The sequence below is a fragment of the Nocardia salmonicida NBRC 13393 genome, assembly GCF_001613085.1.
In the GTDB taxonomy this organism is placed as follows: domain Bacteria; phylum Actinomycetota; class Actinomycetes; order Mycobacteriales; family Mycobacteriaceae; genus Nocardia; species Nocardia salmonicida.
In genome coordinates this window covers 138,028-153,469 of record NZ_BDBR01000005.1, presented here as the reverse complement: position 1 = coordinate 153,469, position 15,442 = coordinate 138,028, and the positions used below count along the sequence as shown (strand labels likewise).

General features: G+C 67.7%; 16 protein-coding genes. 7 read left to right on the top strand and 9 right to left on the bottom strand.

Annotated elements, in window-relative coordinates; genetic code table 11:
- Window positions 1-34 precede the first annotated feature (34 nt).
- Both NS1_RS06320 and NS1_RS06315 read right to left on the bottom strand, forming a co-directional pair.
- Window positions 35-568, bottom strand: coding sequence for a hypothetical protein (locus NS1_RS06320; RefSeq protein ID WP_062982538.1), 534 nt, complete (start codon window positions 566-568; stop codon window positions 35-37).
- The gene (locus NS1_RS06315) at window positions 565-843 is read right to left on the bottom strand and encodes a helix-turn-helix transcriptional regulator (protein ID WP_056818574.1); all 279 of its coding nucleotides are present in this window, start codon (window positions 841-843) and stop codon (window positions 565-567) included. The genes NS1_RS06320 and NS1_RS06315 overlap by 4 nt, the downstream gene beginning before the upstream one ends.
- Window positions 844-949: 106 nt before the next feature.
- On the opposite strand from NS1_RS06315, the gene NS1_RS06310 reads away from it, so the two are divergent.
- Window positions 950-2,461: a carboxyl transferase domain-containing protein gene (locus NS1_RS06310; RefSeq protein ID WP_084503548.1), complete on the top strand. Its 1,512-nt coding sequence runs from the start codon at window positions 950-952 to the stop codon at window positions 2,459-2,461.
- A gap of 101 nt (window positions 2,462-2,562) precedes the next feature.
- Complete coding sequence (locus NS1_RS06305) at window positions 2,563-3,417, top strand: aldo/keto reductase (protein ID WP_062982534.1); 855 nt, start codon at window positions 2,563-2,565, stop codon at window positions 3,415-3,417.
- Here NS1_RS06305 and NS1_RS06300 read toward each other — a convergent pair.
- Window positions 3,398-4,525: an NAD(P)-binding domain-containing protein gene (locus NS1_RS06300; protein WP_062982533.1), complete on the bottom strand. Its 1,128-nt coding sequence runs from the start codon at window positions 4,523-4,525 to the stop codon at window positions 3,398-3,400. The genes NS1_RS06305 and NS1_RS06300 overlap by 20 nt on opposite strands.
- Window positions 4,526-4,616: 91 nt before the next feature.
- Here NS1_RS06300 and NS1_RS06295 point away from each other — a divergent pair, with 91 nt between their 5' ends.
- On the top strand, window positions 4,617-5,345 hold the full coding sequence (locus NS1_RS06295; RefSeq protein WP_056818567.1) for an enoyl-CoA hydratase: 729 nt from the start codon (window positions 4,617-4,619) through the stop codon (window positions 5,343-5,345).
- Window positions 5,345-6,478 carry an MBL fold metallo-hydrolase gene (locus NS1_RS06290; protein ID WP_062982531.1) on the top strand — a complete coding sequence of 378 codons (1,134 nt, stop codon included), beginning with the start codon at window positions 5,345-5,347 and terminating at the stop codon, window positions 6,476-6,478. Before NS1_RS06295 ends, NS1_RS06290 begins: the two co-directional genes overlap by 1 nt.
- 37 nt (window positions 6,479-6,515) lie before the next feature.
- Here the strand turns inward: NS1_RS06290 and NS1_RS38885 are convergent, their stop codons facing one another.
- Window positions 6,516-6,953, bottom strand: coding sequence for a helix-turn-helix domain-containing protein (locus tag NS1_RS38885; RefSeq protein ID WP_255284451.1), 438 nt, complete (start codon window positions 6,951-6,953; stop codon window positions 6,516-6,518).
- Window positions 6,954-7,179: 226 nt separating this feature from the next.
- On the opposite strand from NS1_RS38885, the gene NS1_RS06285 reads away from it, so the two are divergent.
- The 3 genes from NS1_RS06285 (at window position 7,180) to NS1_RS06275 (ending at window position 9,988) form a co-directional block, all read left to right on the top strand.
- Window positions 7,180-7,425, top strand: coding sequence for an antitoxin (locus NS1_RS06285; protein WP_056818564.1), 246 nt, complete (start codon window positions 7,180-7,182; stop codon window positions 7,423-7,425).
- Between the two features lie 49 nt (window positions 7,426-7,474).
- The gene (locus NS1_RS06280) at window positions 7,475-9,733 is read left to right on the top strand and encodes an ATP-dependent DNA ligase (protein ID WP_062982530.1); all 2,259 of its coding nucleotides are present in this window, start codon (window positions 7,475-7,477) and stop codon (window positions 9,731-9,733) included.
- 75 nt (window positions 9,734-9,808) lie between these two features.
- Window positions 9,809-9,988 (top strand): antitoxin, encoded by a 180-nt coding sequence (locus NS1_RS06275; RefSeq protein ID WP_056818562.1) that lies wholly within the window; start codon window positions 9,809-9,811, stop codon window positions 9,986-9,988.
- Window positions 9,989-10,051: 63 nt separating this feature from the next.
- On the opposite strand, the gene NS1_RS06270 is transcribed toward NS1_RS06275, so the two are convergent.
- The 5 genes from NS1_RS06270 to NS1_RS06250 all read right to left on the bottom strand — a co-directional run bounded on the left by NS1_RS06270 (window position 10,052) and on the right by NS1_RS06250 (window position 15,442).
- Window positions 10,052-10,693, bottom strand: coding sequence for a cysteine hydrolase family protein (locus NS1_RS06270; RefSeq protein ID WP_063816084.1), 642 nt, complete (start codon window positions 10,691-10,693; stop codon window positions 10,052-10,054).
- Between the two features lie 51 nt (window positions 10,694-10,744).
- A complete protein-coding gene (locus NS1_RS06265) occupies window positions 10,745-11,401 on the bottom strand; it encodes a DUF8020 domain-containing protein (protein WP_255284442.1) in 657 nt (218 codons plus the stop codon).
- Window positions 11,402-11,561: 160 nt separating this feature from the next.
- Window positions 11,562-12,302 (bottom strand): energy-coupling factor transporter transmembrane component T family protein, encoded by a 741-nt coding sequence (locus tag NS1_RS06260; RefSeq protein ID WP_056818560.1) that lies wholly within the window; start codon window positions 12,300-12,302, stop codon window positions 11,562-11,564.
- Window positions 12,299-14,428, bottom strand: a complete 2,130-nt coding sequence (locus NS1_RS06255) for an ABC transporter ATP-binding protein (protein WP_062982529.1) — start codon at window positions 14,426-14,428, stop codon at window positions 12,299-12,301. Before NS1_RS06255 ends, NS1_RS06260 begins: the two co-directional genes overlap by 4 nt.
- Before the next feature lie 93 nt (window positions 14,429-14,521).
- A complete protein-coding gene (locus NS1_RS06250; protein WP_084503545.1) occupies window positions 14,522-15,442 on the bottom strand; it encodes a DMT family transporter in 921 nt (306 codons plus the stop codon).

Below are 15,442 nucleotides of genomic sequence, written 5' to 3'. Positions count from 1 at the left end.
GCCGCAGCCCCGCCCTCGTTCGGGCCGTGCTCGGTCAGGACTCTGGTTCGGGATCGGGCCGGGTCCAGCCGAGGATCATCGCCGGTGCACAGCCGCCTGCCATGATCGTGGCCAGCATCATCAGTCCGCCCGCGTAGGCGATGTTGTAGGCGTCGGCCTCCGGCGCGAACGTGCTGCCGAAGATCAGGTACGCCAGTGGCGGCATGGTCAGCGACTGGGTGAGCGCGAGCCCCACCGAACGTGCCTTGTTGCGTTCGGTGATCTCCAGTTCGTCGAGCATCTGGTCGGGTGCGTGGTCCTGCCCGCCCGACGCGATCCGCAACATCGTCCAGCTGGGCAGGAACAGCAGCGCCGAGACGAGCGCGATCACGGGCGCGCCGGACAGGTCCAGCGCGCGGATCACCCCCGCGCCCGCGAGCCCGAGCAGCGCGATCGTCACGACGACGACGAGAATCCGCCGCCGACGCAGCGGTCGCCAGCTTCTCAGCATCCCCGAGGTCTGCTGCTCCTGGGCCAGCCAGCGCCGGACGCGGTAATTCTGGTAGCGGTCGATGAGCGTGCTGGTCATGGCATCTCGCCTTTCGTGCGTGGGTAGAGCTCGGCCGACAACGGCCCGAATTCCTTGCGGGAGAACACGACTTCGACCGGCAGCGCGAACACATCGCAGATGCGCATCGCCAGATCGAGGCTCGGATAGTGATCGCCACGCTCGAGCGCGCCGATCGTCTGGACATTGACGTTGACGGCCTCGGCAAGCGCCGCCCTGCTCATCCGATGCTCCGCGCGCAACACGGCGATGCGATTGAAGATCGGCAGGGTTTCCCCTCGTCTGACTGGGCTCACCTAACAAAGTGTTGTAAAAACACAACAGAAAGTCAAGGTGTGGCAACGCGACGCCACGATTGTGTGAACCACTCGAACCCGGTCCGGCTACGCTCACAGCGTGCATATGTCGGCCGATGACCTGCTCGAACAGTTGCTCGACGCGGACTCTTTCGTGAGCTGGGATCGTGCGCCGATCGAGCCTGTGATGTCGCCGCGTTATCGGCAGGAGCTCGTCGCCGCGGCCGAACGGGCAGGTACCGATGAGGCGGTGTTGACGGGGGAGGGGTTGTTGCGGGGGCGCCGGGTCGCGGTGATCGCCTGTGAGTTCGCGTTTCTGGCCGGGTCGATCGGGGTGGCCGCGTCGGAGCGAATCGTGCGCGCGGTCGAGCGAGCTACCGAACTCGGGCTGCCGCTGATCGCCTCGCCGACCTCCGGCGGCACTCGGATGCAGGAGGGGACAGTCGCTTTCGTGCAGATGGTGAAGATCGCGGGCGCGGTGGCTGTGCACAAGGCGGCGGGCCATCCGTATCTGGTGTACCTACGCGATCCGACGATGGGTGGAGTGTTCGCCTCGTGGGGTTCGTTGGGACACATCACCTTCGCCGCGCCCGGCGCGCTCATCGGCTTCCTCGGACCGCGCGTGTACGAGGCGTTGTACGGCAGGGCTTTTCCGCCCGGCGTGCAGACCGCGGAGAACCTCTATCGCAACGGTGTGATCGACGGAGTGGTGACGGTGGAGATCTTTCGCCGCATCGCGCACCGGGCGATGAGCGTCGCTGGCGGAGCGGTTGTTCCGGTGACGACCGAGCCGGGTTGGGCTGCGCCGGTGCGTAGTCCGGCGACGCCGGCGAATCCGACTGCGAGCGCCTGGGATTCGGTGCTCAGCTCGCGCAGGCCGGGCAGACCGGGCATTCGGGACCTGCTTCGCCATACGACGCAACGGGTTCCGCTCAGCGGCACCGGCCGTGGCGAGTCCGATCGCACGGTGCTGCTCGCCCTCGCCCGCTTCGCCGGACAACCGTGCGTCGTCTTCGGACACGACCGATCCGGTCAGGAGGGCGAGCACACCATGGGCCCGGCCGCCCTGCGCGAGGCGCGGCGCGCGATGGTCCTGGCGCGTGAATTGCGGTTGCCGCTGGTGCTCGTCATCGACACCGTCGGCGCTGCTCTGTCCAAAGAAGCCGAGGAACGCGGCCTCGCTCCCGAAATCGCCCGCTGCCTGGCCGATCTCGTCACCCTCGACACCCCGACGGTCTCCGTGCTGCTCGGTCAGGGCACCGGCGGCGGCGCGCTCGCGCTGTTGCCCGCCGACCGGGTGCTCGCCGCCAGGCACGGCTGGCTCGCCCCGCTGCCGCCGGAAGGCGCGAGCGCCATCGTGTTCCGCGACACCACTCACGCGCCGGAAATGGCTGCGGCGCAGGGCATCAGATCGGCGGACCTGCTCGAAGACGGTGTGGTGGACCAGATCGTCGAGGAGTATCCCGACGCCGCCGACGAACCCGTCGCCTTCGCTCGCCGCACGGTTCTCGCGATCGCCGCGGAACTGGCAGCGCTGGGCACCCACGAGCCCGCCGAACTGCGCACGATGCGGCAGGCCCGGTACCGGCGAATCGGACTTGCCGGAGCCGGGTACTGAACCGGGGGCGATCCCCTGACCAGCGCCCCGCTACCAGCGAGGGGGAAACACGCGACGCGCCGTCGTTGACGCCACACCGAAGCACTTCTACCTTCGAGAGGGTGACCTTCCGCAGCGAGAGCAGCCCTGTCCCCACCATCGTGCTCAATGACGGGAACGTGATCCCACAGCTCGGCTTCGGTGTGTTCCAGGTGCCCGCGGAAGACGTCACCGGGGTGGTGGCCGAGGCGTTGAAGGTCGGCTACCGCAGTATCGATACGGCCGCGGTCTACGGAAACGAGGAAGGCGTAGGCCGCGCCGTCGGTGAATCGGGGATTCCCCGCGACGAACTCTTCATCACCACCAAGCTGTGGAACGCCGACCAGGGCTACGACAGCACCCTGCGCGCCTTCGATACCAGCATGCAGCGCCTCGGCCTGGACTATCTCGACCTGTATCTGATCCACTGGCCGGTCCCGTCCGCCGGACGCTACGTCGACACGTTCCGCGCGTTCCAGGCGCTGAAGGCGCAGGGCCGGATCGGCTCGATCGGTGTCTCCAACTTCCGGGTGATCGACCTGGAGACGCTGATCGCCGACGCGGGCGAGGTCCCCACGGTGAACCAGATCGAATTGCATCCCACGTTTGCCCAGCGTGACCTGCGCCAGTACGGCGCCAATCACGCGATCGCCACCGAGGCGTGGAGCCCGCTCGGGCAGGGCGCGCTGCTCGACAACCCGACCATCGTCGGCATCGCGAAGGAACTCGAGCGCACGCCCGCGCAGGTCATCATCCGGTGGCACCTGCAACTGGGCAATATCGTCATCCCGAAGTCGGTCACGCCGTCGCGGATCGCCGAGAACTTCGACGTGTTCACCTTCGAGCTCGATGCCGAGGCGATGGAGTCGATCAGCCGCCTCGACGCGGGCAAGCGGGTCGGCGGCGATCCGGCGACGTTCAGCGTCGGTCTGGACTGATCCCGAGGTAGTCGGTCAGTTCGCGCGCCGCTGCCCGGCCCGCCCGGTTGGCGCCGATCGTGCTGGCCGACGGTCCGTAGCCGATGAGATGGATGCGCGGGTCGACGGCCACCTGGGTCGCCAATCGCCCGGTCATGGTGATCCCGCCGCCGGGTCCGCGCAGCCGCAGCGGCGCCAAGTGATCCAGTGCGCTGCGGAAACCGGTCGCCCACAGGATGACGTCCGCGGCCTGGAAACTGCCGTCCGCCCATCGCACGCCGGTGGGCTCGATCCGCTCGAACATCGGCAACCGCCGCAGCGCACCCCGCTCGCGCGCGGCCCGCAATCGCTCGTCGAGTGGCAGTCCGGTCACCGACACGACCGAGCCGGGCGGCAGTCCCGCGCGTACGCGGTCCTCCACCAAGGCCACCGCGTCGCGCCCGTCCTGCTCGGCGAACGGCGTCTCCCGCCACCGTGGCTCCGACCTGGTAACCCATGTGGTGGAACTCACGAGCGAGATTTCGTCGAGCAACTGCACCGCCGAGATTCCCCCACCGACGACGACCACATGTTTGCCCGCGAACTCGTCGGCTGTGCGGTAGTCGCGGGTATGCAGTTGGCGGCCCGCGAAGGTATCGGCGCCCGGATAGCGGGGGATGAACGGGTGCTCCCAGGTGCCGGTGCCGTTGATCAGCCCCCGCACCCGCAGGGTGCCCGCCCCCTCGGTTTCGACCTGTAGTACCTCGCCGCGGCCCGCGCAGCTCTTGCCGTCAGCGGTCCGATCGCACACTACTTTCACCGTCACCTGTCGTTGAACCCGCAGGTCGAAGCGCTTTTCGTAGAGCTCGTAGTAGTGCGGCACCGCGGTGGCCGCTCGCGCCGACTCCGATCCGGCGGGCAGTGTCTCGGCGAACGACATCCCCGGCAGATCGTGCACTCGGTTCACCGTCGTCAGGGTCAGCGACGGCCATCGGAACTGCCAGGCACCCCCTGGCCCCGGTGCGTGGTCGACGATGCGGAAATCGCGTTCGGGCGCCAGACCCAGCTTGCGCAGGTGGTAACCGGCGGACAGTCCCGCCTGACCCGCACCGATCACCAGGATGTCTGGGGCAGAATAGTCATCGACCACAGCGGTCGATGCTATCGCCTTGCGGGGCGTTGTCGGCGGGCTGTGGCAGAGTGTGAACATCCACGAAATCCGCTGATTCTGGGGAGGATGCATGCTCGGCGTGACTCGCGATGGTGATGTGGTCACCATCGAACTGCAGCGCGAGGAACGGCGCAACGCGCTCAACGACGACCTGGTCGGCCAGTTGCGCGCCGCGGTACTCGACGCGGTGGCGCAAGGTGCGCGCGCCATCGTGCTCACCGGCCGCGGGCCGATCTTCAGCGCGGGCGCCGACCTGTCGGGGGTGTACTCGGAGTCGTTCCTCGGCGGTCTGCTCGACATGCTGCACACCATCGAATCCGTTCCGGTTCCGGTGATCTCGGCGATCAACGGCGGCGCGCTCGGCGCGGGTGTGCAATTGGCGCTGGCCTCGGACCTCCGGGTGATCGAGCCCGACGCCTACATCGCGGTGCCCGCGGCCAAGCTCGGCATCTCGGTGGATCGCTGGACGGTATCGCGGCTGGCGGCCCTGATCGGTGGCGGCCCCGCCCGCACGATCCTGCTCGGCGCCGAATCCGTTTCCGCCGCAGACGCTTACGCCTACGGCTTCGCCAACAAGCTCGGCACGCTCGCCGATGCCAAGGACTGGGCCAAGTCCATCGCGGCACTCGCGCCGCTGTCGCTGCAAGCCATGAAACTGATGCTCAACGACGACGGCACCGGCGATCCGGCGAGCGATCAGCAGCGGGCCGCGCTGGAAGCCGCGTGGAGCAGCGACGATGCCAAAGAGGGCCGCCTGGCCCGACAGGAGAAGCGCCCGGCGAAGTTCGTGGGCCGCTGATGCGCATCACACGCCTGGCGGGTTCGGTGGCGAGCACCTTCGGTCTCGCCTGGGTGGCACGCGCGGTCTGGGGTCTGCCCACCTCGATCGGCGCGAGTCCGTCGGCGATCGCGCCGACCGCGATCGGCAAGTCCTCCTACCGCGACGGCCGTTTCCACAACACCGAGCCGAGCTCCATGCTCGCCGCCGGTGCCGCACCGTCGCTGATCTGGTCGGGGCTCACCAAGGGCAGTATCGGCCGCCCGGCGAACCCTGTCCCACTGATCACCCCCGCCGTTCCGGAGCAGGCCGCCGACCTGGCGGTCACCTGGTACGGGCATGCGAGCGCGCTGGTCGAACTCGACGGCTACCGCGTGCTGGCCGACCCGGTGTGGAGCGAACGGGTATCCCCGTCCCCGGTGGTCGGCCCGGCCCGTCTGCACCCGGTCCCCGGCGAGCTGTCGCAGGTGCCGCAGGTCGACGCGGTGATCATCTCCCACGATCACTACGACCACCTCGACAAAGCCACCGTCGACGAGCTCGTCCGCACCCAGCTCGCGCCGTTCGTCGTGCCCACCGGCATCGGCGCGCACCTGCGCCAGTGGGGCGTGCCCGAATACCGGATCATCGAGCTCGACTGGGGTGGCTCGGTCTCGCTCGGCCATGACGCCGACGACCGCGGGCTCACCATCACCTGTGCCGAGGCCAGGCATTTCTCCGGCCGCGGCCTGGTCCGCAACACCACGCTATGGGCGTCGTGGGCGCTGTCGGGCCCGACCAAGCGGGTCTACTTCGGCGGCGACACCGGCTATACGAAGGCGTTTTCCCAGGCGGGCGCGGTGCTCGGCCCCTTCGATCTCACACTGCTGCCCATCGGCGCCTACGACGAGCGCTGGACCGATGTGCACATGAACCCCGAAGAGGCGGTGCGCGCGCACGCCGACCTGTGCCTTGGCGACGCTTCCTACGGACTGCTGGTCCCGATTCACTGGGCCACGTTCAATCTGGCTTTCCACGGTTGGTCCGAACCGGTCCGACGCTTTGTGTCGGCCGCCGCCGACGCGGGTACTCCGGTAGTAGTGCCCAAGCCGGGCCAGAGGGTGGTTCCGAATGACCTCCCACCACGGGATTCGTGGTGGGAAGATGTGGAGTGACCGTTGCCTGTGGTGAGCGAACACGAGTGATGCTCCATCAGGCAGCCGCACCTTGCGGTGAAGCGGTCCCCGCCGAATCCAGCTCACGCTGCGTCGGGGTAGACGTTTCACAGCCTGCTGGCGCCGACTCGGACTTGCGGATGGCTCCACGTCCTGGCACCGACCCACTGTCGGCGCAACCCTGTTCACCCACCATCAAGAGGTGGGTCTCGCCGAGTCTCCGCCCACCACGGCGCGTGCTCGTGCTCGTGCTTACGCTGATTCCAGATTTTGCGGAGTCCGGGTAGTGACCAGCCGATCGACGGGGTAGTTCCGTCTCGGAGACCCCGTAGCTGCGTTCAGCGGTGCGTTGATCGATTACCGCTTTGACGAAGGCGAGCATGTGGTTGAAAGCGAACCTGGATGCACCGCAATGCGATCGGAGTACCCGTTGTTGTCGCGGGGTGGGGTCGAGCGCGAATCGGTAGGCCTGCATCGTCCATCCGTCAGGGATGTCGAACCTCGACATCAGCGATCAACTCCTTCCCGCTGGGTCTCGTTGCTGCTCACCTATAGCGGCTACGATGTCATAGCGGTGAGACATATTTCGATCCATGTCGGCCGTCGGGCCACGACAGTGCTGATGTGTGCTTACGTTCGATCAGATTTGCTGATGAAACACCGAGCGGCACAGAATCTCCTCTTGAAAGGAACACGGTCAGATGAGTCTCGTGGATACGCTGAAGGGCTTGCTCGGTAAGGGCAAGGTAGCGGTCGAACAGAACGCCGACAAGATCAATGAGGCGGTCGACAAGGCCGGCACCTTCATCGATGACAAAACCAAGGGCAAGTACAGCGACAAGATCGAGAAGGGTAAGGACGCGGCCAAGAAGGTCGTGCCCCCGCAGGCAGGCCCCGGCACTACCAACGGCGGCCCCGCTCCGACAGATCCCGGACCCAAGGCCTGATTCGGTGCGCGGGGACCGCTAGCGGTCCCCGCCACTGGCGATCACGTCGATGGTCCGCCGCGATTTTCGGGGTGCACCGGGTGAACCGGACATCGAGGTTGAGCTCAGCAACCTCGACAAGGTGCTGTACCCGGAGACCGGTACCACGAAAGGCGAAGTGATCGCCTACTATTCGGCGATCACCGCGGCGGCGCTGCCGCATCTCGTCGGTCGCCCTGTCACCAGGAAACGGTGGCCCAACGGCGTCGACCATTCCGATTTCTTCGAGAAGAACCTGCCCGAACACGCGCCCGCGTGGATCCACCGCGCCGCGATCGAGCATTCCAGCCGCCGGGTGGTGTACCCGCTGATCGATTCCGAGGCTGGCATGGCCTGGCTCGCACAGCAGGCGGCGCTGGAAATCCATGTGCCGCAATGGCGTTTCGACGCGAACGACCGCGGTCCGGCCACCAGGATCGTGTTCGATCTCGACCCCGGTTCCGGTGCCGGGCTGGCCGAATGCGCGCGGGTCGCGCTGGCCGTGCGGGAGATGGTCGCCGATATCGGCATGCGGGCGTTCCCGGTAACCAGCGGCAGCAAGGGCATTCACGTCTACGTGCCGCTGGATCGGCCGCTGAGTTCGCGTGGCGCGTCCACCGTCGCCAAGCAGGTGGCCGCCAATCTCGAAGCGCTGCACCCGGATCTGGTGACGGCGACCATGGCGAAGGTGGCCCGTCGAGGCAAGGTGTTCCTGGACTGGAGCCAGAACAACGCCGCCAAGACCACCATCGCCCCCTATTCGCTGCGCGGTCGCGCCGAACCCAATGCCGCCGCCCCGCGCGCCTGGGCCGAGATCGAAGACGCGGATACGTTGCGCCAGTTACGTTTCGACGAGGTACTCGCCCGCTGGAATGCCGACGGCGACCTGCTGGCCGATCTAGATCCGCCACTACCCGCCCGCCCCGACTCGCTGACCAAGTACCGCAGCATGCGCGACCCGAAGCGCACGCCCGAGCCGGTCCCCGAGGCCGCGCCGGAACCGGGCCCCGGCAATCGCTTCGTCATCCAGGAACATCACGCCCGTCGCCTCCACTGGGATGTGCGCCTCGAGCACGACGGAGTCCTCGCCTCCTGGGCGGTGCCGAAGGGCCCGCCCACGGAACCGAAACACAATCGCCTGGCCGTGCGCACCGAGGACCATCCGCTCGAGTACCTGCACTTCCACGGCGCGATTCCCAAGGGCGAATACGGCGCGGGGGAGATGACGATCTGGGATTCGGGCACCTATGTCACCGAGAAGTGGCGCTCCGACGAGGTGATCGTCGAACTCGACGGAGAGCGTGTGTCCGGCCGCTACGCGTTCATCCAGACCAAGGGCGACCAGTGGCTCATGCACCTGATGCGCGATCAAGTACGTTGGGAACCCTTGGTGGACAAAGGTTTCCCACGAGGATTGTCGCCGATGCTGGCCACCGCGGGCGATGTCGAATCGCTGACTCCCACGGATTGGGCCTTCGAAACCAAGTGGGACGGCTTCCGCGTGATCGTCGAGATCGACGACGGCGCGGTCATCGTCCGCAGTCGCGCGGGCAACACGGTGACCGCTCGGTATCCGCGCCTGGCTGTTCTCGGCGATGAACTGGCCGGGCACCGGGTGGTGCTGGACGGCGAAGCGGTGGTGCTCGATGATGACGGACTCTCGGATATCTCGGCGCTGCAGGCGGATTCGGCCCGTGCGGTGTTCGTCGCGTTCGACGTGCTCTACCTCGACGGCACCTCCCTGCTGCGCAAGAAGTACACCGACCGTCGCGCCGTGCTCGAGGCGCTGGGCGAACTGTCGCCATCGATGAATGTCACTGCGCTGCTGGATGGTTCGGGGTCCGAGGCGATGAAGGCCAGTCGCGAGCAGGGGCAGGAGGGGGTCGTCGCCAAGCGGCGGGAATCGGTGTATCAGCCGGGCAAGCGCAGCCAGACCTGGCTCAAACAGCGCAACTGGCGCTCGCGTGAGGTGGTGGTCGGCGGGTGGCGGCGCAGCGACAAGCGGCCGTTCAAGTCGCTGCTGCTCGGGATGCCGCACGAGGACGGCCTCATCTACGTCGGCCGGGTGGGTACCGGATTCGGTGACGAACAGGCGCGGCGGATCGCTGCCGAGCTGGCCGGGCTGCGGCGCGCGACTTCTCCGTTCACCAACGAGATGACCGCCGACGAACGCCATGACGCGCAATGGGTCACCCCCGAGCTCACCGGCACGGTCCGCTTCCAGGCATGGACGGACACGGGACGCCTGTGGCACCCCGTGTGGGACGGTGTGACGAGTTCGCCACGATGATGCTCACCCGCGAAATCCGCGATGTTGCTACGGTAATCGCGTTGTACCCGGTGTCGAATCAACGAGGAGTACGCGGTGGATTTCAAGAACCTGGCCGGCAAGGCGATGGACCTGGCCGCCCAGCATGCGGACAAGGTCGACGGCGTCATCGACAAGGCCGGTGACGTGGTGGACGAGAAGACCGGCGGCAAGTTCAGCGGCCAGGTGGATTCCGCCCAGGACGCGGCCAAGAACGCCCTGCGCGAGAAGGCCTGATCGTCTCGGCGGGCCGATGATCACCGGCCCGCCGAATCCGCGCGCTGACTGTTTGCCGCGCTGTCAGCTTCCGGCCATCAGGCCGGAGATCGTGTCGATATCGGTGACCAGCGCATTGCCCTGGAACGCGAAGTCGTCGTAGGCCCGCGCCATCGCCTCCTTGTCACGACCGCCGCAGGCGTCAGCGATCACCACGGGCACGAAACCCAGATCGGTGGAGTGGGTGACGGTGGGCGCGATCCCGATTTCGAGCGCGACCCCGGCGATGGCGTAGGAGCCGATCTTCAGATCGCGCAGCAGAGTGGCGAGCGGTGTGCCCTCGAACGCCGACATCGACATCTTGTCGAAGACCAGCTCGTCCTCGCGCGGCACCAGCTCCGGCACCAGCTCGAACGCGGGCGTATCGCGTTGCAGAATGAAGGCCACGTCGTCGACGGATTCGGCGTTCTGCCAGCTCATCAGTAGCCGCATCCCGTACACGCCGGTCAGTCGCCGCGGCGGGAAGAAGTGCCGCAGGAAGATCACCGGATAGCCGCCGCGCCGGGCGGCTTCGACCACTCGCACGACTCGATCGGTGATCTCCTGCCCGTCGGGCAGCTGACCGAGGACACCGACCTGCATGTCGTAGACGATCAGCGCCATCCGGTCGGGCGCGCACAGATCGCCGAGGGTTTCGGGAATGTCGAGTCCGTTTCCTTGTCGCACCGACGCCAGTGTAGGCGTCGGTGCGACGGAAGAATCAGACTGTGGCGCAGACTATTTGGTCTGCGTGGCCCACTGTGTGGAGCCTGCCGGCGCCTGCAGGGTGTTGATCAGATCCATCCCGGCGATGACCAGCGCGGGTCCGCCGACAATGAGCGTGCCGATGATGCCGCCGACGCTGGCGCCGGTGACGAAGCCCGGAATCGCGCCGACGCCGGGGATGAGAACACCGCCGACGACCAGGCCGATCACCGCGCCGAGGCCCATGCCGACGAAGCTGCCGACGGCCGTGGCCAGGCCGAAGGTCGACGCGAAATTCGCCTGTGCCGCGTAGTTCTCGGCGGGCGAGGCGATCGGCGTGAGGTTGGGCTTCGCCGCGGCGACGTCCTTCACCGCGGTCAGCTCGAGTACGTGGCCCTCTTCGCGAACCGTATGCGGCAGCGGGTATTCGAACTTGCCGTCGCGGACCGACAGCGGCATCGAGACCAGGGTGGCGCCCGCTTCGTCGCGGATGTCGACCGCGCCGCCGGTGACGGTGAAGGTGCCGTGCGTCAGGGTCGTGATGAGGGTGTTGCCGACGACCTCGGTGCGGTACTCGACGTTCGGCGTCACCGGGTCGGCACCGGCTACTCCGGTTCCCACCAGGGCGGCAGCGAGCATCGGGATGGCGGCCGCGGCGATCTTGCGGATGATCATATGAACATTTCCCATCTGGAGTTCATCAGGTGTGAGTGTTCGAACAAGCGCCGTGGCGTGTTTCCCCCCGAGAAAGCTCGTGACCGGCGCGTGAAGCTGCCTAGCTCGATTTCGTGACGAACCATATCTCGCCATAGGGTTTCGGGGCAGTGAATTCGGGGTATTGCGGAGTGCCTCAGCCGATGACGTTGCTGAGCAGCACCGCGCCCGCGCAGACCGCGACCACGAGGGTGAGGGCGATCGCGTCCCGACGGTGCGGTGCGCTCGGGTGCGCTGTCAGCATCCCCGTGCCGCCACGTGCGGTGATCGCCTCGCCGAGTTCGCCCGCCCGCCGCGACGACACCGCCATGCACGCGGTGAGGATGTCGATGAGCGGGTTGTCGGCGGCGCGGTGCAGCAGGTTGTCCTTGGGCCGCAGCTTGCGTGCGGCGCGCAGTACCCGGATCTCGTCCAACAGCAGCGGCAATCCGCGCAGCGTCAGTGCCACCACGACGGCCCACTCGTCGATGGGCAGCCGCAATCTACGTAACGGCGCACCGAGTTTCGCGAGCGCGGGGGCGATCTCGCCCATCGGGGTGGTGAACGCGATCAGGAACGAGGCGGCCACCAGGACCAGTCCGAACACGAAGATCTGGATGTAGCCGAGCACCGCCTTCATCCCGATCGGCGCGTTGATCAGACCGCCCAGCACGACAAGTCCCCAGAACCACCACGGCAGTCGGGGAATCGCGCCGAGCGGCAGCCGCGCGAGCACCCAGATGAGGACCAGGAAAGCCGTGATCACGCCGAGTACCGGCCAGGACGGCAGGAACATCAGCAGCAGGCTGATCAGGAACGCCGCGATCATCTTCGTGCCTGCCCACAGGCGGTGCACGACGCTGTCGACCGGTACTTCACGCAGCAGCACTGTGCTCATGGGGTGGTGCCTTTCGGTGCGCTGGTGTGTGCCGTCGCGCCTTCGTCACCACGACGGCCGAGGGGCAGACCGGCCACGAAAGGCGATTTCTCCAGTGCGCGTTCGGTTCTCGGGATCGCGTGGCCGTCCGCCGAGACCACGACGCCGCCGTCCAGGTGCACCGTGCGGTCGCAGACCATGGACATCTCGGCGACGTCGTGGGAGATGATGACCAATGTCAGACCCGAATCTCGCAGCCGGGCAAGCAGTTCCACGATCTCTGCGCGACCCTGTGGATCCAGGCCCGCCAGTGGTTCGTCGAGGACGACCACCTGCGGACGACTCGCCACCATGGCGGCCAGGACCACCCGCTTCGCCTGCCCGCCGCTGAGTTCCTCGACGGAACGAGCGGCGAGGCGGCGATCCAGGCCCACCGCGTCCAGCGCCTGTCCGACCGCGCCCGACCCGGTCGCCCGTCCACCCCAGTCGGCGATCTCGGCGCCGACGGTCTGCTTCTGTAGTTGCAACCGGGAGTGCTGGAAGGCCAGCGCGACCCCGCCGACCTGCTTGTCGACCGGGGTGCCGCGCAGTTCACAACGTCCCGAGCTCGGCGCGATCAGTCCCGCGATGATCCAGGCCAGCGTCGACTTGCCCGACCCGTTGCCGCCGACGATCAGGAGTGCCTCGCCCTTGTGGACCGACAGGTCGACGCCGTGCAGGGCCGGTGCTTCCCACGGCGTGCCGCGGTTGTAGGTGTGGTGCACGTCGGTGAGTTCGAGCACGTGGGCGCCCATCGGCCTGCGGCGCTGGTCGCGGGCGGGGTGTGGCCAGCTCGCGAGATGGTCGACCATGCGCCCGTCGGCGAGGTGGATCACCCGATCGGCGGCGGTCGCGTCGGCTTCGTGGTGGGTCACCAGGACCACGGCGGTGCCGTGTCGGCGCGGGAGTTCGGCCAGCAACGCGACGAGTTCGCGACGGCCGTCGGGGTCGATCATCGAGGTGGCTTCGTCGGCGATGAGCAGAGCCGGGCGGCGGGCGAGCGCGGCGGCCACGGCCAGACGCTGTTGCTGGCCGCCGGAGAGGGTGGCGGTTTCGTGGGCGCCCATGTCGGCGAGGCCGACCTCGGCGAGCAGCGCGTCGACGTCGACCTCCGCGGCCGATTCCGCCGACAGTCCCCACACGACATCGTCGGCGACCGAGACGCCGAGAGTTTGGCTCTCGGGACGTTGCAGGACCAGCGCGGTCCCACCGAGCGCGCCCAGGCCCGCCGAACCCGGGCGGTCCACCGCGCCCGATGTCGGCGGCCTGCCTGCCAGAACTCTGGTCAGCGTCGACTTGCCGGATCCGTTGTGCCCGACGACGGCGACGAACTCGCCCGGCCGGATGGTGAGATCGATATCGGCCAACGCATCGATATCGGTGCCTTCGTACCGGTAGCCGACCCCGTGCAGAGACACCGGCAGCGGTCCCACCGGCCGATCGTCGGGCGGCGCGTCGAGCCGATCGCTGCCCGGCAGCCATGCCAGTCGATCGAGTACCGCCCCGAGAACGAACCAGGAGATCACCGTGCTGACCAGCACGCCGAGCGCCACCGTGGTGCCGATGTAGATCCACCACCAGCGCAGCACCACGTCGATGGCCTCGGCGGCCATGCGGCCGAGCGGCTCCAGCGCAGGCGTCCGGCCCGCCAGATTCTCGATGCCCTTGGCGGTGTTACGGAACGCTTCGAAGAACAGGTCCCTGGTTCGCGAGAAGACCAGCAGACTGCCGACGGAGAACACTCCCCAGCCCACGCCCGCGACGACTCCGAGAGCGAGCACCGCGGGGAATCCGCCGCCACGGCGTTTCACCGTTCCGATGATTCCGGCCATGGTGGCCGCGCCCATGACGCCGAGCGCCGGCATCACACCGGCGGCCACGAAGGTGACCAGCGTCGCCGCGATAGTGGCGGTGACCAGCGCTCGCAATCGATACCGCTGGGCGAGCAGGCCCAAGGGCACTGCCGCGACGAGCTGGAGGGCGGCAGCCATGGGAACCAGTGAGCCGACGGTGATGAGGCCGACGGTGAGTCCGGCCATCACCGCGCCACTTGCCAGTTCGATCGGGCGCAGGGGACCGCTGGGCAGACCCACGGGCTTGTCTCTCACGTGTCCAGTCTGCCAGGGGGTCGCGGTTGCGGGTGTGGGGCTGATGTGGAGATTGTGTAGATTGTGTGGTTTGCCGGTAGATGGCAGCGGTGGCTACCGATACGCCGGGGCCGCGCCGTCCGGGCGTATCGGTGCGGTCTGTGGGCGTCGGTGGAACATACTCGGCCGCAAACGGGCGATCGCGACGCCGGTCAGGCACAGTGCGCCACCGAGCAGTGCGGTGAGGGTGGGGACCTCGGCGAGGAAGATCCATGACATCACGATTGCGAGCGCGGGGACGGCGTAGCTCGATGAGGCAGTCACTCCCGCAGGGGTGTGGGCCAGGGCGTAGGCCCACAGCAGGAAGGCGAGGGCGGTCGAGACCAGGCCCAGGTAGACCACGCCGACCGTGGCGGAGAGGGGCGCTTCGGCCAGTTCGTGTGCCATTTTCGGTGCCCACGGCAGCAAGACGGCGGCACCGGCCACCGCGCCGAGGGCCGTCGCGGTCAGCGGGTCGGTGGAGCGCAGGACGAGTTTCTGCGCCACCACGCTGATCCCGTAGAGCAGGGCGGCGGCCACCGCGAGCAGCACGCCGACGCGGTCGCGCTGCCCCGGTCCGGTGAACGCGATGATCGCGGCGCCGCTGAAGCTGACGGCGATTCCCACCACGAGCAGCGGCGGGAAGCCTTCGTTCAAGAACAAGCCCGCCAGCACCGCGACCACGATGGGCGCGATATTCACGAGGAGTGCGGTGGTGCCCGCGTCGAGATGCTGTTCGGCGGCGTTCACCAGCACCGTGTACAGCCCGAACCACAGTGCGCCGTAAGCCATCGTGAGCCACAGCGCCAGGCCGCGCGGCATCCGGCCGCCGCGAAACACCAGCACCAGCACCAGCACGATCGCACCGACGAGCAGTCGACCGGACGCCATCGCCGCGGGCGAAACGTAGGGCGCGATGCCGCGGATGATCACGAACGACGATGCCCAGGCCAGCATCACAGCGACCAGGGCGAGAGCGGGCAGGTGTGACTTCAT

Bases quoted from the DNA above. Each gene is read 5' to 3' on its own strand.
- NS1_RS06320 (WP_062982538.1), bottom strand. From the start codon at position 568: ATGACCAGCACGCTCATCGACCGCTACCAGAATTACCGCGTCCGGCGC.
- NS1_RS06310 (WP_084503548.1), top strand. From the start codon at position 950: ATGTCGGCCGATGACCTGCTCGAACAGTTGCTCGACGCGGACTCTTTC.
- NS1_RS06295 (WP_056818567.1), top strand. From the start codon at position 4,617: ATGCTCGGCGTGACTCGCGATGGTGATGTGGTCACCATCGAACTGCAG.
- NS1_RS06290 (WP_062982531.1), top strand. From the start codon at position 5,345: ATGCGCATCACACGCCTGGCGGGTTCGGTGGCGAGCACCTTCGGTCTC.
- NS1_RS38885 (WP_255284451.1), bottom strand. From the start codon at position 6,953: ATGCAGGCCTACCGATTCGCGCTCGACCCCACCCCGCGACAACAACGG.
- NS1_RS06285 (WP_056818564.1), top strand. From the start codon at position 7,180: ATGAGTCTCGTGGATACGCTGAAGGGCTTGCTCGGTAAGGGCAAGGTA.
- NS1_RS06280 (WP_062982530.1), top strand. From the start codon at position 7,475: ATGGTCCGCCGCGATTTTCGGGGTGCACCGGGTGAACCGGACATCGAG.
- NS1_RS06265 (WP_255284442.1), bottom strand. From the start codon at position 11,401: ATGGGAAATGTTCATATGATCATCCGCAAGATCGCCGCGGCCGCCATC.
- NS1_RS06260 (WP_056818560.1), bottom strand. From the start codon at position 12,302: ATGAGCACAGTGCTGCTGCGTGAAGTACCGGTCGACAGCGTCGTGCAC.
- NS1_RS06250 (WP_084503545.1), bottom strand. From the start codon at position 15,442: ATGAAGTCACACCTGCCCGCTCTCGCCCTGGTCGCTGTGATGCTGGCC.